18 protein-coding genes are annotated in these 18,432 nt (G+C 74.7%); 11 read left to right on the top strand and 7 right to left on the bottom strand.

Annotated features, from left to right (window positions below; translation table 11 throughout):
- Positions 1-88: 88 nt before the first annotated feature.
- Positions 89-754, top strand: a complete 666-nt coding sequence (locus KMZ30_RS18165) for an amino acid ABC transporter permease (RefSeq protein WP_215514031.1) — start codon at positions 89-91, stop codon at positions 752-754.
- Complete coding sequence (locus KMZ30_RS18160; RefSeq protein ID WP_215514032.1) at positions 751-1,653, top strand: amino acid ABC transporter permease; 903 nt, start codon at positions 751-753, stop codon at positions 1,651-1,653. The genes KMZ30_RS18165 and KMZ30_RS18160 overlap by 4 nt, the downstream gene beginning before the upstream one ends.
- A 39-nt stretch (positions 1,654-1,692) precedes the next feature.
- On the opposite strand, the gene KMZ30_RS18155 is transcribed toward KMZ30_RS18160, so the two are convergent.
- The 4 genes from KMZ30_RS18155 to KMZ30_RS18140 form a co-directional block, all read right to left on the bottom strand.
- Positions 1,693-3,069, bottom strand: coding sequence for an AbfB domain-containing protein (locus KMZ30_RS18155; protein WP_215514033.1), 1,377 nt, complete (start codon positions 3,067-3,069; stop codon positions 1,693-1,695).
- Positions 3,066-3,974, bottom strand: a complete 909-nt coding sequence (locus KMZ30_RS18150) for a S26 family signal peptidase (protein WP_215514034.1) — start codon at positions 3,972-3,974, stop codon at positions 3,066-3,068. The genes KMZ30_RS18155 and KMZ30_RS18150 overlap by 4 nt, the downstream gene beginning before the upstream one ends.
- Complete coding sequence (locus tag KMZ30_RS18145) at positions 3,950-4,648, bottom strand: hypothetical protein (RefSeq protein WP_215514035.1); 699 nt, start codon at positions 4,646-4,648, stop codon at positions 3,950-3,952. Before KMZ30_RS18145 ends, KMZ30_RS18150 begins: the two co-directional genes overlap by 25 nt.
- 276 nt (positions 4,649-4,924) lie before the next feature.
- Positions 4,925-8,011, bottom strand: coding sequence for a PAS domain S-box protein (locus KMZ30_RS18140; protein WP_215514036.1), 3,087 nt, complete (start codon positions 8,009-8,011; stop codon positions 4,925-4,927).
- A gap of 159 nt (positions 8,012-8,170) precedes the next feature.
- Here KMZ30_RS18140 and KMZ30_RS18135 point away from each other — a divergent pair, with 159 nt between their 5' ends.
- The 4 genes from KMZ30_RS18135 to KMZ30_RS22490 all read left to right on the top strand — a co-directional run bounded on the left by KMZ30_RS18135 (position 8,171) and on the right by KMZ30_RS22490 (position 12,495).
- Positions 8,171-8,566, top strand: coding sequence for a response regulator (locus KMZ30_RS18135; RefSeq protein ID WP_215514037.1), 396 nt, complete (start codon positions 8,171-8,173; stop codon positions 8,564-8,566).
- Positions 8,563-10,656, top strand: coding sequence for a sensor histidine kinase (locus KMZ30_RS18130; RefSeq protein WP_215514038.1), 2,094 nt, complete (start codon positions 8,563-8,565; stop codon positions 10,654-10,656). The genes KMZ30_RS18135 and KMZ30_RS18130 overlap by 4 nt, the downstream gene beginning before the upstream one ends.
- 11 nt (positions 10,657-10,667) lie before the next feature.
- Positions 10,668-11,435 carry a hypothetical protein gene (locus KMZ30_RS18125; RefSeq protein WP_215514039.1) on the top strand — a complete coding sequence of 256 codons (768 nt, stop codon included), beginning with the start codon at positions 10,668-10,670 and terminating at the stop codon, positions 11,433-11,435.
- A 91-nt stretch (positions 11,436-11,526) separates the two neighbouring features.
- Complete coding sequence (locus KMZ30_RS22490) at positions 11,527-12,495, top strand: cold-shock protein (RefSeq protein ID WP_215514040.1); 969 nt, start codon at positions 11,527-11,529, stop codon at positions 12,493-12,495.
- A gap of 12 nt (positions 12,496-12,507) precedes the next feature.
- On the opposite strand, the gene KMZ30_RS18115 is transcribed toward KMZ30_RS22490, so the two are convergent.
- Complete coding sequence (locus KMZ30_RS18115; protein ID WP_215514041.1) at positions 12,508-13,014, bottom strand: hypothetical protein; 507 nt, start codon at positions 13,012-13,014, stop codon at positions 12,508-12,510.
- Positions 13,008-13,298 (bottom strand): STAS domain-containing protein, encoded by a 291-nt coding sequence (locus tag KMZ30_RS18110; RefSeq protein WP_215514042.1) that lies wholly within the window; start codon positions 13,296-13,298, stop codon positions 13,008-13,010. Before KMZ30_RS18110 ends, KMZ30_RS18115 begins: the two co-directional genes overlap by 7 nt.
- A 122-nt stretch (positions 13,299-13,420) precedes the next feature.
- Between KMZ30_RS18110 and KMZ30_RS18105 the strand changes: the two genes are divergently transcribed.
- The 3 genes from KMZ30_RS18105 to KMZ30_RS18095 are packed head-to-tail and all read left to right on the top strand — an operon-like array spanning position 13,421 to position 16,094.
- Positions 13,421-14,131 carry a response regulator gene (locus KMZ30_RS18105; protein ID WP_215514043.1) on the top strand — a complete coding sequence of 237 codons (711 nt, stop codon included), beginning with the start codon at positions 13,421-13,423 and terminating at the stop codon, positions 14,129-14,131.
- The gene (locus KMZ30_RS22485) at positions 14,128-15,507 is read left to right on the top strand and encodes a HAMP domain-containing sensor histidine kinase (protein WP_215514044.1); all 1,380 of its coding nucleotides are present in this window, start codon (positions 14,128-14,130) and stop codon (positions 15,505-15,507) included. Before KMZ30_RS18105 ends, KMZ30_RS22485 begins: the two co-directional genes overlap by 4 nt.
- Positions 15,504-16,094 (top strand): GerMN domain-containing protein, encoded by a 591-nt coding sequence (locus KMZ30_RS18095; RefSeq protein WP_215514045.1) that lies wholly within the window; start codon positions 15,504-15,506, stop codon positions 16,092-16,094. Before KMZ30_RS22485 ends, KMZ30_RS18095 begins: the two co-directional genes overlap by 4 nt.
- 74 nt (positions 16,095-16,168) lie before the next feature.
- Here the strand turns inward: KMZ30_RS18095 and KMZ30_RS18090 are convergent, their stop codons facing one another.
- Positions 16,169-16,426, bottom strand: coding sequence for a hypothetical protein (locus tag KMZ30_RS18090; RefSeq protein WP_215514046.1), 258 nt, complete (start codon positions 16,424-16,426; stop codon positions 16,169-16,171).
- A 209-nt stretch (positions 16,427-16,635) separates the two neighbouring features.
- Between KMZ30_RS18090 and KMZ30_RS18085 the strand changes: the two genes are divergently transcribed.
- On the top strand, positions 16,636-17,319 hold the full coding sequence (locus KMZ30_RS18085; protein ID WP_215514047.1) for a DUF4396 domain-containing protein: 684 nt from the start codon (positions 16,636-16,638) through the stop codon (positions 17,317-17,319).
- Positions 17,320-17,407: 88 nt separating this feature from the next.
- Positions 17,408-18,067 carry a Type 1 glutamine amidotransferase-like domain-containing protein gene (locus KMZ30_RS18080; RefSeq protein WP_215514048.1) on the top strand — a complete coding sequence of 220 codons (660 nt, stop codon included), beginning with the start codon at positions 17,408-17,410 and terminating at the stop codon, positions 18,065-18,067.
- Positions 18,068-18,432 lie beyond the last annotated feature (365 nt).

The following is an 18,432-nucleotide window of genomic DNA, read 5'->3' as shown; positions in this document are numbered from 1 at the left end:
GCAGCCCGTCCGGACCCGCGCACCGCCCGCCCCTCGGGGCGGGCGGTGCCGGGCCCGAGGGCCACCGCCCCGGCCGAAAGGTGAGGTGATGGGCGACATCATCGGCAACTACGACATCCTCGGCGCCTTCTGGGTGACGATCCAGCTCTCCGTGCTCTCCGCACTGGGCGCGCTCGTCATCGGCACCGTGCTCGCGGTCTTCCGCGTCTCCCCCGTCCGCGTCCTGCGGGCCCTCGGGGCGTTCTACGTCAACGTCCTGCGCAACACGCCGCTGACGCTGCTCATGGTCTTCAGCATCCTCGGGATGAGCATCATCCTCGGGCTGCAGCTGAGCCAGGACCAGGCCCGCGACTCCTACTGGTGGGCGGTCATCATGCTGTCGGTCTACCACGCGGCCTTCGTCTGCGAGGCGATCCGCAGCGGCGTCAACACCATCCCCGCCGGGCAGGCCGAGGCCGCCCGCTCCATCGGGCTGACCTTCGGCCAGTCGATGCGCGAGGTGCTGCTGCCGCAGGCGTTCCGTGGCGCCATCGCGCCGCTCGGCTCGACCCTCATCGCGCTCATCAAGAACACGACGGTGGCCGCGGTCATCCTCGGCACCGCCGAGGCCGCCGGCCTCCTCGCGCAGATCACCGAGAACGAGGGCGCGAGCCTGCCGACGTTCTTCCTCTTCGCCCTCGGCTTCGTCATCCTCACGCTGCCGATCGGCCTCGCGGTCACCTCCCTCTCCCGACGTCTGGCGGTCAAGCGATGAGCAGCGACAGCGTCCTCTTCGACGCCCCCGGCCCGCGGGCCCGGTTGCGGCACAGCGTCCTCACGGTCGTCGGGGTCCTCCTCGTCGTCGCCGGTGCGTGGATCGTCTACCGCAAGATGTCGGAGGCCGGCCAGCTCGACCCGGCCCTGTGGACCCCCTTCGTCACGGACCCCGCCGTCTGGACCGAGTACCTGCTCCCCGGGTTCTGGGAGACCATCAAGGCCGCAGCCGCGTCGGTCGTCCTGGCGGGCGTCTACGGCCTGGTCTTCGGGATGGGCCGCCTCTCGCACGTGCGCGCGGTGCGCTGGGTCAGCGGTGTCGTCGTGGAGTTCTTCCGGTCGGTGCCGGTCCTCCTCATGATGGTCTTCCTCTTCTTCGGCTACTTCGCGACCGCCTCGTGGCTGCCCAACCAGTACGCGCCGATGGCGGCGGTCGTCGTCGGGCTGACGCTCTACAACGGCTCGGTCATCGCCGAGCTCGTGCGCTCGGGCGTGCACTCGCTGCCCGCCGGGCAGGCCGAGGCCGGCCTCTCGATCGGCCTCTCCCCCGGCCAGACCCTGCGCAGCATCCAGCTGCCGCAGGCGCTGCGCGCGATGCTGCCCGCGCTCGTCGGTCAGCTCGTCGTCGTCCTCAAGGACACCGCGCTCGGCACCGTCGTGCTCTACCCGGAGCTCCTCACCGCCGCGAAGACGCTGGGGTCCGCGTACGCCAACACGCTGCAGGCCTACATCGTCGCGGCGGCGGTGTTCGTGCTCGTCAACTACGCGCTGACCGTCCTGGCGGGCCGCGTGGAGCGCTGGCTCGGCCGGCGCGGTCGCTCGGCCGGCACGCCGCGCTCGGCTGCGGTGCCCTCGGACACGGTGCCTACCGCTGAGGCCACGAGCAGCAGCGCCCGCTGACGTCTCGGTGCCGCCCCGCCGCGGGGCGGCACCGAGGTCTCAGGGCACGACGGGCGGGCGGGTGTTCCAGCTCGTCTCGTCGGCCCAGTTCGTGTGCTCGTCGAACCAGTTCGGGCCGCCGTCCGAGGCCAGCCACACCTCGTCGCCGTAGGAGCGCCAGTACCGGGTCGGGGCGTCGTAGGCCGACCACGAGGTGCCTTGACCGTTGTTGCCGAGGTGCGGGCAGAACGTCGCCGACTGCTTCCAGGCCGCGGTCCCGTCCGGCACCTCGATGACCATCCGCATCTCGCTCGTGTGCCGGATCAGGCGGTCCGGGTAGTTCGTCGACCGGAACGAGACGCACCGCGGGTCCGCGAGCCCCGGTTCGAGGGTCCAGGTCGAGTCGTAGGTGCCGACGGGGTCGCTCATGGAGATGGGGTCGACGTAGAGGCGGAAGGCCCAGTGCCGCAGGTACGAGGTGCTGTCGCCGACCGTCGACCTCGAGAACGACCAGCGGCCGCTCGTCGGCGGTCCGGTCCGACCGGCGGCGTAGTGCCGCAGCACGTCCGTGGGTGCGAGGGCGGACGTGTAGTAGGACGCGAAGGCCAGACTGCCCGCGAGGGCCGTGCTCGACGCCTCGCCCGGCCAGCGGGCAGCCATGACCCCGTGCCCCCCGTTGCCGATCCGCCAGTACTGCCACAGGTCCGAGCTCGTCGTGACGGACGAGTCCGAGGCGACGAGCACACCGTCGACGTACAGCCGCAACCCCGGTTGGGCGTCGGCGGCCGTGGCCTGCGTGACGACGACGTGGTGCCACACCCCGTCGGTGTACGTCCGCGGGCTGGTGACGGTCCTCACGGTGGTGCCGCCGGCGAGGACCCCCGCGACGAGGTTCCCCGAGGTGCTGAGGTACAGCCGACGGTCGACCATGGTGCCGCTGTCGCCCATGAGCATCGAGGCGAAGCCGAGCAGGTCGCCACCGGGGCGCGTCCCCTGGAACCAGACCTCCTGCGACCAGCGGGACGAGGAGGCGAGGAGGGTCCAGGGTCCGGTGAGCGATCCGCTGCTCCCGTCGAGCCGGATCGCGAACCCTCCGTCCCGGGCGCAGGGACCCGCCGAGCGGTACGTGACACCGAAGGCCGAGTAGGCGCCGTTGCGAGGAGACCCGACGGAGCCCGAGGTGTCGTTCACCGTCATCCCGGACGCCTCCGACAGGGGATACGTGATGAGCGCCCCCGCACCGGAGCGCCCGGACGTCGCCGCCGCCTGGCAGGTGAAGCTCGGGTTCGTCGCCACCGTCGCGGTGTGCGCCACGGTCGAGGTGAAGGCTCCCGAGGCCGGCGGTACGGCGACCCAGGCGAGCGCGCCGAGGACCGCAGCGACAGCGGTCGCCCCGGCGCTGACGGCCCCCCGACGCCGGGTCCACCGCGCGCTCATCCGGCCACCGGCCGCGCGACGAGCACGCCGGGCGTCCGGGACGGCCGAGGACGCCGGGTCCGACGGTGCTCGAGGACGAGCGTCCACACGACGGGGAGCAGACAGAGCCCCCAGAGGACGAGCCATGCGGTCAAGGACAGGTCGGGGCGCACGTGCAGCCGCAGCCGGTCGCCGGCGGCGGCGACGTGGACGGCCAGCTCGCCCCGCTCGCCGTAGGAGAGGTGGCTCGGCCCGGACACCGCGTGGCCCAGCTGCTCGGTGACGGTGACGGGCAGCATCCCGGTCGAGACGAAGGAGACCCGCGACCCGTCGGGCGAGGTGCTGACCGCGACCTCGGTGACCCCCACGAAAGGACGCAGGCGGAGGACGGTCACCGCGTAGAGCAGCGACCAGGCGACCAGTCGCACGGGGCCACGGACCTCGGGCCGCAGCCAGAGCCGGGTGAGGAGGACGACGAGGACACCGCCCAGGCCGAGCAGCGGGACCGCGCGGACGGCGTAGCCCCACCCGGGCAGGAGGGCGACGGCACGCCCGACGAGCCGCTCGTCCGTGACCGGGTGGGGGTCGTCGCTGCCGTTGAGGTCCCCCCGGGTGACGAGGGTCGGGCCCGTCGAGGACGGCTCGGTCGCGACCACCCGGTGGACGACGGTGAGGCCGGACCCGTCGAGCGGTGAGTAGGCCACGACCTCCCCCCGCTGCACCGTCGTCGTGCTCGCCGGACGGGTGACGACGAGCGTCCCCACGGGGGCGGCGGTGCCCATCGACGGCGAGGAGACGACGAAGAGGCGGACCCCGCCGAGGAGGGGGACGGCGACGACGAGGACGAGCGCGAGCGCCGCCGCCGCGCCCGTCACCAGCCCAGCGGCACGGCGGTGGCTCGTCAGGACCCGGCGGTGAAGAGCCATGTCAGGCCCTGGGTGGCGGTGAGGCCCTGGTAGGTGTTGCCGGTCCCGGCGGGCAGGGTCACGGTGAAGGTGAAGGTGCGCGAGTCGCCGGCCGCGACCGACCCGAGGGAGAGCGGCCCGGACGTGCCACCGGTGCGGTACGCCGTCCGGAAGGCGTCGAGGCTGACCTGGTTGACGAGGTTGGTCGTCGTGCCGCCGACGGTCTTGTCGACCGACAGCAGGAGCTTGTTGCACAGGTCCGTCGCGCTCCCGGTGACGGCGCCGGACTGGCTGCAGGCCCCCGGCTCGAGGGTGAAGCTCGTGGCGGCGTGGGTCCCGGTGTTGGACAGCGTGACCGAGCTCGTCGAGCTCTCACCCGGGACGAGGGTGGTCGTACCGCCGTAGGAGTTGATCGTGGAGCACGTCGCCGAGTTCGTCGCGACGGAGCCGCCGTCCGTGCTCGTGCACGTGGTGGTCGTGCCACCGACCGACTGCGTCTCGGTCATCTGCAGCGTGCCGGCCCCGGCGGTCGACACGCTGTCGGTGATCTGGGCGGTGAACGCCGAGAGCGCGTCGGTCGTCGAGAGCGAGAGGACGCTCGCCGCGACGAGGCCGGCGGCGGCGGGCAGGACGAGGGGGTGCAGGGCGCGACGCCTCCGGTGTCGGGGCTCGGGCTCGGGAGCGCTGTGGGACATGGGGGGCCTTCCGTCGGTGCCTGGTGGCTCGGTGACACCGGCGGTCGGTGTCGGGTGCTCGGTCGACCGCGCGCGGCAGGACCCCACACCTCGTCACCGACGAGCACGGCGGAGCACCCGACGTCGCGGGAGCACCGCCCCCGGGATCCATCCCTCGGACGGTCACCACCGGCGGGCGCCGGTGGACGTCAGCACTCCCATCGGCCGCGTCGGCGCCGTCCGCAGAAAGATCGGCTCAAGATGCGCTCAAGGCCCCGCGGACCCTCGTCGTCGCCCTCAGCCGGCGGCGCGACCCGTCCCCGGCAGGGGCAGCGTGAAGGTGAAGCAGGCACCGCCCTCGGCGCGCGTGCGGCCCGTCAGGTCGCCGCCGTGGAGGCGGGCGATGTCGCGGGCGATGGCCAGCCCGAGGCCCGACCCGTTGTGCGCGCGGGTGTCGCTGGCGTCGGCCTGGACGAACGGCTCGAAGATCCGCTCCTCCATGCCCGCCGGGATGCCCGGGCCCTCGTCCTGCACCTCGACCCGCACCCACCGCTCGTCGTGCGAGACCCGCACCGTGACCGGTGCCCCGGCCGGGGAGAACTTCGCGGCGTTGACGAGCAGGTTGGTGACGACCTGCACGACGCGGTCGGGGTCGACGTGCACCGGGGTCGGCTCGGCACCGCCGTGCACGACCACCTCGGTCGCCCCGCGCGCGGCCGAGGAGTCGTCGACCGCCGACGCGACGAGGTCCTCGACGACCGCGTCCCGATGGCGCAGCACGACCCGCCCGGTGCGCAGGCGCTCGGTGTCGAGGATGTCCCCGACGAGCCGGACCAGGCGGTCCGTGCTGGCGGTCGCGACGTCGACGAGCCGGGAGGCGGGCGCCGGCAGCTCACCGACCGCGCCGCCACCGAGCAGGCCGAGCGCCCCGCGCAACGACGTGAGCGGCGTGCGCAGCTCGTGGCTGGCCATCGCCATGAACTGGTCCTTCATCCGCTCGACCGCGCGGGCGGCCTCGACGTCGCGCAGGATGACGACCGCGCCGGGGCCGGTCTGCATGGGTGAGACGATCCACTCGGCCGCGAAGGAGGTGCCGTCGGGCCGGACGTGGCGGGAGCGCGTCGGCAGCCGCGGGTCGGACGTGGCCCCGTCGGGAACCGTCGGACGCTGCAGCACGTCGGTGTCGCGGCTGCCGAGCACCGCCTCCCGCGGGAGCCCCAGCAGGTCCGCACCGGCGCGGTTGACGAAGGTGACGACGCCCCGGTCGTCCACGCCGAAGATGCCCTCCTCGACCGAGTCGAGAACCGTCGACAGGCGGTCGCTGAGGTCGCGCAGGTCCGCCGCCCGCGCCGCGAGCTCGGCCTCGGCGTGGTGCCTCTCGACGCTCCGCCCCAGCTGCACGCCGACCTGCGCCATCACGTCGAGCAGGCCGTCGTCGACCTCGGTCTCCTCGCGCGAGAACACCTGCACCACACCGACGGTCCGGTCCCTGACCGTGATCGGCAGCGCCATGGCCGTGCGCAGCCCGAGGGCACGGACGGCCTGCGCGGACGCCGAGCCGTCCGAGGCGTCGACGGCGTCCCAGGCGGGTCCGCTGCGCCGCATCGCCTCGGCGACGACCGGGAGCGAGACGACCCCGGCGGCCTCGACCTCGCGCCGCAGGCCCTCGGTGCACAGCCCGTCGACGGCAAGCCACAGGTGCGTCGGGTCCGCGCCGCAGGGACGTCCGTCCGTCGGGGCGTCGCCGGACGGTGTGCCGTCCGGTGCGAGGCAGGCGTGCGCGAGGTCCCAGCCGCCGAGGTCGAGCAGGGCCCGGAGGGTCTGGTGCACGGCGGACCCGACGTCGGGTGCGGAGTTCGCCGCCGAGGCGACCGTGCCGAGCAGCTCGAGGACCTGTCGCTGCGCGCGCAGGGCCTCGGCCGCGGCGCGCCGGTCCGTCAGGTCCTGGGCGACCTTGGCGTAGCCCTGCAGCTCGCCCCGTGCGTCGCGCAGGGCGGTGACGGTCGAGCTCATCCACACGAGGTCGCCACCCTGGCGCACGCGCCAGCCCTCGTCGCGCGAGACCCCCTCGACCCGGGCACGGCGCAGGAGCTCCTCGGAGGTCGCCGCCCCCTCCCCCGGGTGCAGGACGCCCACGTGCCGGCCCACCACCTCGTCCGCCTCGTAGCCGAACACCTCCGTGGCCCCCGCGTTCCACGACGTGACGACGCCGTCCTCGTCGAGGTGGACGATCGCGTGGTCCTTGACCTGCTCGACGAGCATCCGGAAGCGCTGCTGCTGCGACGAGAGCGCCTCCTGCAGTGCGCGCCCGTCGGTGATGTCCCGGAAGCTCCAGACCCGCCCGACGACCTCCCCGTCGACGGACTGGGGCCGCGAGTAGCGCTGGAAGACACGGCCGTCCTCGAAGAGGATCTCGTCGAAGCTGGTCTCCTCGGTCGCGGAGTAGAGGTACTCGATGCGTGCCATGAACGCCACCGGGTCGGCGACCTGGGCCACGACCGCCTCGAGGACCGCCTTGTCGTCGCCGGCCGCGAGCAGCGCCGGCGGGACCCGCCACATCGTGGCCCACTTCTCGTTCCACCCCGCGAGCCGGCCGTGCCGGTCGACGACGAGGATGCCGTCGACCGTCGACTCGAGCGTGGCGCTGAGCAGGGCCGCGGACTCGAGCGACCGGGCGCGGTCCTCGAGCATCCGCTGGGCCCGCAGGGTCATCAGCTCGAGCCACTCCAGCGTGTCGTCGGTCTCGGGCGAGGGCATCGCCACGAGCCGCACCGACTCTCCGCGCGACCCGGTCCGGTGCACGTCCTCCGGCGCCGCCGCCCCCGCGTCGAAGGCCGCCGCCGTGACCGAGACGTGCAGCCCGTCGGGGAAGGAGACCTCGCAGCGCTCGGCCGCGCACAGCTCCATCGCGGTGTGCACGAGCGGCTCGAGGGCCTCCCCCAGGGTGCTCCCGGCGCTGGTGAGATCGACCAGCCGGCCGTGCGCCGCCACCTTGAGCTCAGAGCGCCGCAACGAGGTCACGTCGACGAAGACGCCGTCGAACACGGGGCCGTGGACGGGGTCCTCGACGACGGTCGCCTCGTCGAGGACCCACACGAGCCGGCCGTCGTGGCGCACGAAGCGGTACTCCGAGACGAGGACCCCGAGCTCGAGCCCCGACTCCTCCCGCAGCAGCGCCGCGTCGCGGTCCGCCGGGTGAAGGCGCGACTCCCAGAAGTCGACGTCGGCGAGCAGCTCGTCGCGGTCGAGCCCGAACATCTCGCGGACGCCACCGCCCACCGACACGAACTGCCCACGGGCGCCCGGGACCGACCGGTAGGTCATGACCCGCCGCGCGGGGACGCGGTCGACCGCCGGCGCGCGGACCGCCGTCTCCGTTGGCATCGAGGCCCCTCCTGACACCGGACGACCACCTCGCCGGTCAGGCGGCAGCGTAGGTCGCGCCCCCGCCTCCTGATGCCTCGCGTACGCAGACACTGGCCGAACGGCTGTCCCCCAGAGTTTCCGCAGACACGGCCTTGACCGGTCCTTCACACTGCCGCCATGAACATCTCAGAGGGAACGGACTCCCCCTGGCACGTGCTGGTCGTCGACGACGACGAGCTGGTCCTCGAGGTCGCGTCGCTGAGCCTGCGCGCCGTCGGAGGGTTCACCGTCGAGACGGCCGTCGACGGGACCCACGCCGTCGAGGCCTGCCGCCACCGGCTGCCCGACCTGGTGCTGCTCGACATGATGATGCCGGGGATGGACGGCGCCGAGACGGCGCGGGCCATCAACGGCCTGCCCGGTGCCTCGGCGCTCCCCGTCGTCGTGCTCACGGCCAAGGGCGAGGCCGTGCGGGACGGCATCGACGGCACCTCCGTCCTCGCGGTCCTCGAGAAGCCCTTCGACCCGATGACGCTGCCCGACCGCCTCCGCGAGGTGCTGGTCCGCGCATGAGCACCGCACCCTCCACGACGTCGCCGGACGAGCTCGGGCACCCACCGCAGGCGTGGGCGGCCCGGGGCCGTCGACGCCTGACCCGCTCGCTCGGCGTCGCCCTCGCGGCGTCCGTCCTCTCCCTCGGGGCCGTCCTCGCCCTGCTCGGGGCCGTCGACACCGGCTCGGGCGGGTGGGTCGTGCTCGCCCTCGTCGCCGTCGTCGCCTCGGCCGCCGGGGCCGTGGTCGCGCTCCTGGCCTGCCGGTCGCTGCTGCGCGACGTCGACCGTGAGGCGGGACGCCTCCGGTCCGCCGCCGTCGCCGCCCGCGCCGCCGCCGTCGAGATGGAGGCCGCGCAGTCGCTCTCGCACGTCGGTTCGTGGTCCTGGGACCCGACGTCCGGTGACGTCACCGTCAGCGCCGAGTTCCGACGGATCCTCGGGATCCGTTCCACCACAGGCCCTCTCACGACGCAGCAGGTGATGAAGGCGGTGCACCCGGACGACCGCGACCGCCTCGCCGTGCCCGAGCTGCGCCGCAGCACCGAGACCGGTGAACCGGTCGACTTCACCTGCCGGGTCTCCGCGCCGCGCGGCGACCTCCTCGAGGTGCGCGTGCGCGCACGCGTCGACGCGCCGGGCGGGGTCCTGCGCGGCACGCTCCAGGACGTGACCGAGGAGCGGCACGCCGAGCTGCTGCGGGCCCAGTTCCTCTCGGTCGTCAGCCACGAGATGCGGACGCCGCTCACCTCCATCCGTGGCGCGCTCGGGCTCATCACCGGGGGCGCCGCCGGACCGGCGAGCCCGGCGGTCCACCGGATGGCCAGCGTCGCCCTCAGCGGCACCGAGCGCCTCGTCCGGACCGTCAACGGCGTCCTCGACCTCGAGCGCGCCCGCACCGGCTCCGACGGCCTCACCCTCGACCTCGTCCCCGTCGACCTCGACGAGGTGGTCCGCGCCGCCGTCGACGAGGTCGAGCCACAGGCCGACAGCCGCAACGTCCGGGTCCGGGTGACCTCGGCCGGACCCACGCACCTCATGGCCGACGCCGACCGGCTCGTCCAGGCGCTCGTCAACGTCCTCGGGAGCGCCGTGCGGCACAGCCCGGTCGACGGCTCCGTGCGCGTGACCGCCGAGGTGCGGGACGCGACGGTGGTCGTCGCCGTCACCGACCTCGGGCCGCTCGTGTCCACCGCCGCGCTCGCGACCCTCTTCGACCGCTCGACGGGCACGTCGGGCCCGGCATCCGGCCGCGGCGGCGACGGGGCCAACCTCGGCCTGAGCATCAGCCGGGCGATCGTCGAGGCCCACGGGGGCCGGGTCGCGGCCACCTCGCGGCCGGACGCCGGGACCACCCTCACGCTCGAGCTGCCGCTGCCCGTGCCGGCCTCCGACGACGCACCGCCGTCGACGGCCGGCGTCGTCGTCGTCGACACCGACGGCGCCGCCGCCGACCGGGTCGCGGGCCTGCTCGGCGCCGCTCCCGCGGACGTCGTGAGCCGCTCCGGCCCCGCGACCGTCGCCGCCGCGGCGGCCGCCCGCCGTCCCACCGCCGTCGTGGCCGGCGACCGCGTCCCGGGCGAGCCCCGCTGGGACCTCGTCGAGCGGATGCAGGCCGACCGCCACCTGGCGGACGTCCCCCTCGTGCTCGTCGCCGGCCCGGACGGTGTCCGCTCCCCCGAGGGGCCCGGCCGCGCGACCGAGCCGGAGGAGCCCTCGGTGGCCGACCTCCTCGCCGGGTCGCGCCGGGCCCTCGTCCTCGCCGACACCGCCGACCGCGCCGAGGAGCTGCGCCAGCGCTACACCGACCGGGGCCTGCTGTGTCGCACCGTCACCCGGGCCGCGAGGGTGTCGGCCGTCGTCGACCACCACGACTTCCACCTCGTCGTCGTGGACGCGCCGCTGGCCGCCCACGACCGCAGCGGGCTGCTCCGCTCCTGCCTCGCGGCGCCCCGCCTGGCGGGCGTCCCCGTCCTCGTCGTCCTGCCGACCGCCGAGGACACCGCGGCCGAGGTCCTCGGCGCCTCCGACGCCGAGGCCGCCGAGGCGGTCGCCCACACCATCGACACGCTGCGCGAGGTCCGTGCCCGTCGCGCCGTCGTCCCGGCCTGAGGAGCGTCATGATGCCCGGTCACACCCTCCCGGCGACCCGACACGACCGCCACGGACGCCCGCTCACGGCGGGCGCGGTGGCGGCGCTGCTCGAGGAGGACACCTCACCCGACTGGTGCTCGCTCCTCGACGTGGAGCGCAGCTCGCGCAGGGCCGCCGCGTACGGCCTGCGCGGCGTAACCTGCGTGCCCGAGCGGGTCGCGGCGGTACGGTCCTTCCTCCCGGAGGCCCAGCGGGTCACCGCCCACCTGGAGTCCACGGAGCCGCTGCGCGACTGGTGCTCTTTCCAGCTGCTCCTCGCGCAGGCCGAGGACGCCGTCGCCGACGGCGCCGACCAGGTGCGGGTGACCGCCTCGCTCGACGACCTCGACCGTCGGCACCTGCGGACCGTCGTGTCCCGGCTCGAGACGCTGCGTGACCTCACCCGTGCCGCCACGGCGGACCTGCGGCTCCACCTCGTCGGGCTCACGGAGGACCGGGTCGACGACGTCGTCGCCGTCGTCTCGCACGTCGGGCTGGACTCCCTCGAGGCGGGAGGGACGCGGCCGGACACCCGGGTGCTGGCCCGCCTCGCCGGCACGCTCCCCGACTCCCTCGAGCTCAAGCTCACCGCCCCGATGGCCGACCTCGACCGCCTCCTGCTGACCTACGCCGCCGGCGTGGACACCTTCGGCGCCGACCCCGCGACCGTCATGGCCGCGGCCCGGGCCCGTGAGGAGCGCGGCACCCTCGCCGTGCCGGACGCCCCCGCGGCGGACGGGGGCGCTGCGGTCGGCTGACCGGCCGGGTCCGGCGGGGCCGGCGGACGTGCGCACCCCGCGCGTCGGCGACAATGGGTGCGCACCGACCACGCTTCGCCGAGGAGTCATCGTGACCGAAGGAACCGTCCGCTGGTTCGACGCCGACCGGGGCTTCGGCTTCATCGCCCTGGGCGAGGACGCCGAGGACCTCTACGTCCACGCGTCCGACGTCGTCGGGGGTGACGGGACGCGGGTGCTGCGGGAGGGCCAGGTGGTCGAGCTCGAGGTCGGGGAGGGCGACCGAGGCCCGATCGCCCGGCGCGTGCGCGTCGTCGCCGAGCGCGACGAGTCGACGCTCGGCGTGCTCGGCACGGTCGCGTGGTACGAGCCCACCAAGGGCTACGGCTTCGTCACCCCGGACGAGGGCGACGCCGAGGTCTTTCTCCATGCCTCCGCCGTCGTCGGCGGCGGCGTCGTCTCCGAGGGGCAGCGCGTGGCCTTCCTCGTCGTCGACGGGCCGAAGGGTCCGCAGGCCGACCACCTCCTCCCCCTCGCCGCGCAGGCCGCCGGGTCCGGCCCGGCGTCGGACGGGGCCGACGGCACGGTGTCCTGGTACGACTGGGACAAGGGGTTCGGGTTCATCACGCCGGAGGACGGTGGGCCGGACGCGTTCGTCCACGTCCGTGAGCTGGCCGACGGCCTCCAGGAGCTCGAGGAGGGCGACCGCGTCACCTACGACGTCGTCATGGGCGAGAAGGGGCCGCAGGCCCGCGACGTGCGCCTCGCCGGCCGCCCGGCTCGCCGGAGCGCGCCCGCACCGTCCGCTCGGGGGCGCTACGACCGCGGAGGGTCCGACCGCGGACGGTCCGACCGCAGGGAGTCCTCGGCCCCGCCGGCGCGCGGCGGCACGGGCGTCGTCGCCCGGTACGACGACGAGCGCGGCTTCGGCTTCATCGCCCCGGACGCGGGAGGCCCCGACCTCTTCGTCCACGTCTCCGTCATCCGCGGTGCCGAGGCTCTGTACCAGGGCGACCGCGTGCGCTTCCAGGTGCGGCAGAGCGACCGCGGGCCGCAGGCCGACCGCGTCGAGCTCCTCTGAGCCGCAGGCGGGTCAGCGGTCGAGGGCATCGGCCGTCGTGTCGATGACGGCCCCGGCGCCGCGCCCTCCGGCCCCGACGAGCGCGAGGAGCAGCGCCTCGGGGTCCTCCGACGCGAGCCCACCGCCACCGGACCGCACGCCCTCGGCCAGCAGGTCCGGAGCGGCCTCGAGCGCGTCGGCCGACAGGAGGATGAGGCGCTCCCCGGCGCCGGGGAACCGGCTGTCCTGGGGCCGCCCGTCCGCCGGCGTCGTGCGGCAGCCGCCGGGCGTGACGACGATCGCCGGCGGCGCGGCCCGCACGGCGACGACGAGCTCGCCGTCGTGCGTGCAGGCAGCCGCGGCGTAGCACCCGCCGGCCAGACCGGCGCCGCCCTCCGTCCGGTCGCTGACGACGACCTGCGTCAGCCGGGTGCGGGGCCGGATCTCGGCCACCCCGCCCGGGTACTCGACCGTCGTGACGGTCCAGCCGCAGGCCGCGTGCCGGTGCACGAGCGCCGGTCCGACGACGTGGCTCAGCACGCGTCCGCGTCCTCGACGACCCCGCAACCGCGCAGCACGCGGCGGGTCGGCCCGTGGTCCCCGACGACCGAGAAGGTGACGTTGCGCCCGGCGCAGCTGCGGCGCGCCCAGAGGATGGTCGCGACCGTCTCGGAGGTGAGCCGCCCGACGCCCGAGAGGTCGACCCGGACCGGCCTGCCCGTCCGCAGCCCCCGGGCGAGCGCGGCGCGCACCCGCCGCAGGTCACCCCCCGCCGGCGATCCGTCGAGGTGGACGGTCAGCGTCTCGGCGCTCGTCGTGGTCATCCCGCGAGGCTCCCAGCGCGGGATGACGACGGAGCGGCCCGCTTCTTTGCAGTCGTGTGACGACCGGCCGCCGAGCGCGCGCACGAGGCGGTCCGGGCGCCGCGGGCTGGCAGACTGCCGGGATGTCCGTGAGGCTCCTGGTGCTCGACGACGACGACGGCATCCGCACGTCGCTGTCGATGGCCCTCGAGGACGAGGGCTACACCGTCGTCGCCCACGCCAGCGCCGAGGACGCCCTCCAGGAGCCCTCGCTCGCCGACGTCGACGTCTTCCTCGTCGACCTCATGCTCGGCGGGATGGACGGCTTCGGCTTCGTCCGCGAGATCCGCCGGCGCTCGGACGTGCCGATCATCGTCATCAGTGCCAAGGCCGACACGCACGACATCGTCGCGGCCCTCGAGGCCGGCGCCGACGACTACGTGACCAAGCCCTTCGAGATCAAGGAGGTCGGGGCGCGGCTGCGGGCCCTGCGGCGACGGCCCCCGATGGCGACGCCGGCCCCCGCCTCCCCGTCCGGCGGTGTCGTGGTCCTCGACGCCGCCCACGGACCGCTCGTCCTCGACACCCTCGCGGGCCGCGTCCGTCGCGGTGACGACGAGGTCCACGTGACGGTGACGGAGTACCACCTGCTGCGCGAGCTCGCCGAGTCCGCCGGGCGCGTCCTCAGCCGGCAGGTCCTCCTCGACCGGGTCTGGGACCGCGGCTACTTCGGCGACGAGCGGATCGTCGACGTCCACGTCCGGCGCCTGCGCACGAAGATCGAGGCCGACCCCTCGGAGCCGACCCTCCTCGTCACGGTGCGCGGGCTGGGGTACCGGCTGGACCCTCGGTGAGGCCGGCGCTGCCCGTCCTCGGCATCCGCGCCACCTCCGCGGCGTCCTTCGCCCTGCTCGCCCTCACGGTGTCCGCGCTGCTCGCCGCCGGCACCTACCTGACGGCCCGGCACTACCTCGTCGGCCAGCGGGAGGCGACGGCCGCCCGGCAGGCCTTCGTCGACGCCTCGCTCGTGCGCGAGGGCCTGCTGACCGCGGGGGCCTCGGTGAGCGACGTGCTCGACGAGACCTCGCCACCCCCGGGGGCCGTCGTCGTCGTCAACCGCGGCGGGCAGTGGTTCACCTCCTCGCTCGACAGCGGCGCCGACGACGTGCCGGACCGCGTGCGCGGGCTCGTCGCCGACGGCACGGCCGCCCGCGCCTGGACCGTGGTGCGCGGAGAGCCCGCCGTGGCGGTCGGGGTCCCCGTCCCGGCCGTCGGCGTGCAGTTCTACGAGCTCTCCCCCACGACCGAGCTCGAGTCGACCCTGCGCACGCTCGCCGTCGTCCTCGGGTCCTTCGCCCTCTTGACGGCGGCGGTCGGGGCGCTGCTCGGTGGCGCCGCGTCCCGCCGTGTGGTCGCCCCGCTGCGCGACGTGGCGTCCGCCGCGGCCGCCATCGCCGCCGGTCGGATGACGACGCGCCTGCCCCGCACGTCGGACCCGGACCTCGCCGTCATCGTCGGGTCGTTCAACACGATGGTCGAGGCGCTCGACGAGCGCATGCAGCGCGACGCCCGGTTCGCCGCCGACGTCGCGCACGAGCTCCGTTCTCCGGTCACGACGCTCGTGACGAGCATCGACGTCCTCGACGCCGCGCCCGAGGGGGACGCCGAGCGCCGGCGGGCCGCCACGCAGCTCGTCCGCCGCGAGGTGCGCCGGCTGCACCGCTCCCTCGAGCACCTGCTAGAGCTGGGACGGCTCGACGCGGGGGTGCTCGAGCGGCAACCCGAGCCGGTCGACCTCGAGGAGCTGGTGCGCCACACCCTCGCGGAGACCGCCCGGGCCGACGTGCCGGTGGACGCCGCCGCAGGGCTCGGCACGGTCCTCGGCAGCAAGGCCCAGCTCCACCGCGCCGTCGTCAACCTCCTCGACAACGCCGACCTGCACGGCGGCGGCGCCGAGCGGCTGGAGCTGCGCCGCGAGGACACCTCGGTCCTCGTGCGCGTCGTCGACAGGGGGCCCGGCGTGCCGCCGTCGGAGCGCGAGCGGGTGTTCGAGCGCTTCGCGCGCGTCGGGTCGCGGGGGTCGGCACCCGGCTCGGGGCTCGGGCTCAGCCTCGTCGCGGAGATCGCCCGGGCGCACGAGGGCTGGGTCCGCTGCGAGGAGACGCCGGGCGGCGGCGCCACCTTCGTGCTCGGCCTCCCGCTCGCGCCGTCGTCGGGGGCCGGGGCATGACGGGCCGGCGTCGCGCGGCGCTCCTCCTCACCGCTGCCGTCCTGCTGGCCGGGTGCGGCGCGCCGCGCAGCTCGCCGGCGACCACCCTCGAGAGCGTGCCCTACGACCTGCTCGCGCCCTCCCAGGCGCCGGAGCCGTCGCCCACGTCCGAGGGCCGTGGCGGGGGGCGCGCCTTCCTCGTGCGGGGCGACGCCCTGGTCCCGACCGCACCGGTGCCGCCGGGTTCGTCCACCGCGGACACCGTGCGGCACACGCTGGCCCACCTGGCCGCGGGCCCGACCGAGGACGACCGGGCAGCCGGCCGCTCCTCCGCCCTGGGACCCGACGTGCCCGTCTCCCTCGTCGCGCTGTCCGGGCGCAGGGCGGTGGTCGACATCCGTGCACAGGACCTGCCGCCGGGCGCCGGCCGGCTCACCCTGGCGGTGGGCCAGCTCGTGCTGACGGTGACCTCGGTGCCCGGCGTGGACGAGGTGACGCTGACCTCCGGTGGGCAGCCCCTCGCCGCACCGGTCCCCGGCGGCGCGCTCGTCGACCGCCCCCTGACGGCCGAGGACTACCGCTCGGTCACCTCCGCGACGACACGCTGACGGCCCGGGGCCGAGCGGCTGAGCCTCCACCGTCCGACCCCGGGCCGTCCCCTGCCCGGATCCCGCGCGCTCCCTCAGGCCTCCCGGGTGGCCGGCGCGTCGGAGATCCAGCCAGGCAGGCGCGGAGCGCCCGCCTGGTAGCGCCGCGAGAGCTCGGTGAGGTTCGGATGCAGCCCGATCCCCCGGATCTCGCGGGCGATGGACTCGACCACCTGGCGCGGCCGACGTCCCTTGGCGCGCGACTCCCCCTTGAGCTGGGCAGCGGCGAGGGCGTGCGACGTGCGCTCGTCGATGGTGTCGCTGGTCTCGAGGACGATGGAACCGGTGGTCATGTCAACTCCCTGTCTCGCTCGGACCCGCTCCGTGTGGGCGGGTCGGTCTGACTGCTCCACAGTGGCAGCGGGATGCTGCGAGCGACCGGACGGCTTCTTTGCGGTTGCGTGACGAACGCGCTCGGGATGTCACGCAACCGTTCCGACGCCCGGTGGCGGGGGTATCACGGTTGGGTCGCCGTCCCACCGTACGCACCTCGAGGAGCCCCGTGCCCACCTGGCTGACCGCCGTCTCCCTCGCCTCCCTCGTCCTGGCGCTGGCCTGCGGCGTGTGGATCGCCGTCGACGTCGTCCGCCGGCCGCCCCGCATGGGCGTGATGGCGGTGGTCTGGCCGGTGACGGCGCTGTTCGGCAGCGTCGCCGCGCTCTGGTTCTACCTCCGCCACGGGCGTGCCGGGGTCGACGACGACCCGACGATGGCGGTCTCCGTCGGCAAGGGGGCGCTGCACTGCGGCGCCGGCTGCACCCTGGGCGACGTGGTCGCGGAGACGACCGCGTTCCTCGTGCCGTCCGTGCTCGTCCCGTTCGGGTACCCCGGCCTCCTCCCCGACCGGATGTTCGCCGTCTGGGGGCTCGACTTCGTCGCTGCCTTCGCCATCGGGATCGCGTTCCAGTACTTCGCGATCGTGCCGATGCGCGACCTCTCCCCCGGCCGCGGGCTGCTCGCCGCGCTCAAGGCCGACGCGCTCTCGCTCACCGCGTGGCAGGTGGGCATGTACGGGATGATGGCGCTGCTCGTGTTCGGGGTCTTCCAGCCGCTGCTCGGCGCGCGGCCCGAGGCGTCCTCGCCGGTCTTCTGGTGCGCGATGCAGCTGGCGATGCTCGCCGGCTTCGCCACGGCGTACCCGATGAACTGGTGGCTGGTCCGCCGGGGCGTCAAGGAGCGCATGTGACGCAGCCCGCGCCGACGCCGATGAGTCCGGCGACCGGTACCGGTCTGCACACCGACCCACCCCGACCGACCACCCGACGGGAGACCCCGTGAAGCTGCTCCTCACCTCCGGAGGCGTCACGAACCAGAGCATCCGCGACGCGCTGGTCGGGCTGCTGGGCAAGCCGATCGACGAGTGCACCGCGCTGGCCGTCCCCACGGCGCAGTGGGGTCACCCGATGTGCGGGCCCGCCTCGGTCGGGGGGTTCGTCGCGGGCGAGCGCCACGGGGTGGGTCTCACCGCGCTGGGCTGGGCCTCGGTGGGCGTCCTCGAGCTGACCGCGCTGCCGAGCATCGGGGAGGACCGCTGGGTGCCGTGGGTGCGGGAGGCGGACGTCCTGCTCGTCGACGGCGGCGACGCGACGTACCTGGCCCACTGGATGCGCACGTCCGGGCTCGCCGACCTGCTGCCCTCGCTGACGGACACGGTCTGGGTCGGTGTGAGCGCCGGCAGCATGGTGCTGACCCCGCGCATCGGCTCAGAGTTCGTGGCGTGGGCGGACGCCCCCGACGACCGGACGCTGGGGCTCGTCGACTTCTCGCTCTTCCCGCACCTCGACGTCTTCCCGACGAACACGATGGCCGACGCCGAGCAGTGGGCCGCCGCGATCGACGGCCCTGCCTACGTCATCGACGACCAGACGGCCATCACGGTCGTGGGCGACGCCGTCGAGGTCGTCTCCGAGGGCACCTGGGTGAAGCTGCCGTAACAGTCCCGGTCCGTGGGGCGCAGGGTCGCGAACTGCTGCGTCAGGGATTCGTCGGTGCCTGGTGAGCCAACCCGCTGCACACCGCCCACTGTGGGGCGGCCCCACTCCGCCCACTGTGGGTCGGCCCCACTCCGCCCACTGTGGGCCGGCCCCACTCCGCCCACTGTGGGTCGGAGCCTGACCCGGTTTCCCGGACAGTTTCGGTGTGGTGATCATGCCGCGGTGATGGCGGCGGTGTGGAGCCTGACCCGGTTTCCCGGACAGTTTCGGTGTGGTGATCATGCCGCGGTGATGGCGGCGGTGTGAAGGGCTTCGTACTCGTGCGGGGACAGGTAGCCGAGGGTGGAGTGCCGTCGGCGGGGGTT

It is taken from the genome of Phycicoccus mangrovi (assembly GCF_018729305.1).
GTDB classification, from domain to species: Bacteria; Actinomycetota; Actinomycetes; order Actinomycetales; family Dermatophilaceae; genus Phycicoccus; species Phycicoccus jejuensis.
This window is presented reverse-complemented; position numbering and strand designations above follow the sequence as displayed.

Coding starts and splice junctions, on each gene's coding strand:
- KMZ30_RS18145 (WP_215514035.1), bottom strand. CDS start 4,648: ATGTCCCACAGCGCTCCCGAGCCCGAGCCCCGACACCGGAGGCGTCGC.
- KMZ30_RS18125 (WP_215514039.1), top strand. CDS start 10,668: ATGCCCGGTCACACCCTCCCGGCGACCCGACACGACCGCCACGGACGC.
- KMZ30_RS18135 (WP_215514037.1), top strand. CDS start 8,171: ATGAACATCTCAGAGGGAACGGACTCCCCCTGGCACGTGCTGGTCGTC.
- KMZ30_RS18130 (WP_215514038.1), top strand. CDS start 8,563: ATGAGCACCGCACCCTCCACGACGTCGCCGGACGAGCTCGGGCACCCA.
- KMZ30_RS18165 (WP_215514031.1), top strand. CDS start 89: ATGGGCGACATCATCGGCAACTACGACATCCTCGGCGCCTTCTGGGTG.
- KMZ30_RS18090 (WP_215514046.1), bottom strand. CDS start 16,426: ATGACCACCGGTTCCATCGTCCTCGAGACCAGCGACACCATCGACGAG.
- KMZ30_RS18095 (WP_215514045.1), top strand. CDS start 15,504: ATGACGGGCCGGCGTCGCGCGGCGCTCCTCCTCACCGCTGCCGTCCTG.
- KMZ30_RS18150 (WP_215514034.1), bottom strand. CDS start 3,974: ATGGCTCTTCACCGCCGGGTCCTGACGAGCCACCGCCGTGCCGCTGGG.
- KMZ30_RS18105 (WP_215514043.1), top strand. CDS start 13,421: ATGTCCGTGAGGCTCCTGGTGCTCGACGACGACGACGGCATCCGCACG.
- KMZ30_RS18140 (WP_215514036.1), bottom strand. CDS start 8,011: ATGCCAACGGAGACGGCGGTCCGCGCGCCGGCGGTCGACCGCGTCCCC.
- KMZ30_RS18110 (WP_215514042.1), bottom strand. CDS start 13,298: ATGACCACGACGAGCGCCGAGACGCTGACCGTCCACCTCGACGGATCG.
- KMZ30_RS18155 (WP_215514033.1), bottom strand. CDS start 3,069: ATGAGCGCGCGGTGGACCCGGCGTCGGGGGGCCGTCAGCGCCGGGGCG.
- KMZ30_RS18160 (WP_215514032.1), top strand. CDS start 751: ATGAGCAGCGACAGCGTCCTCTTCGACGCCCCCGGCCCGCGGGCCCGG.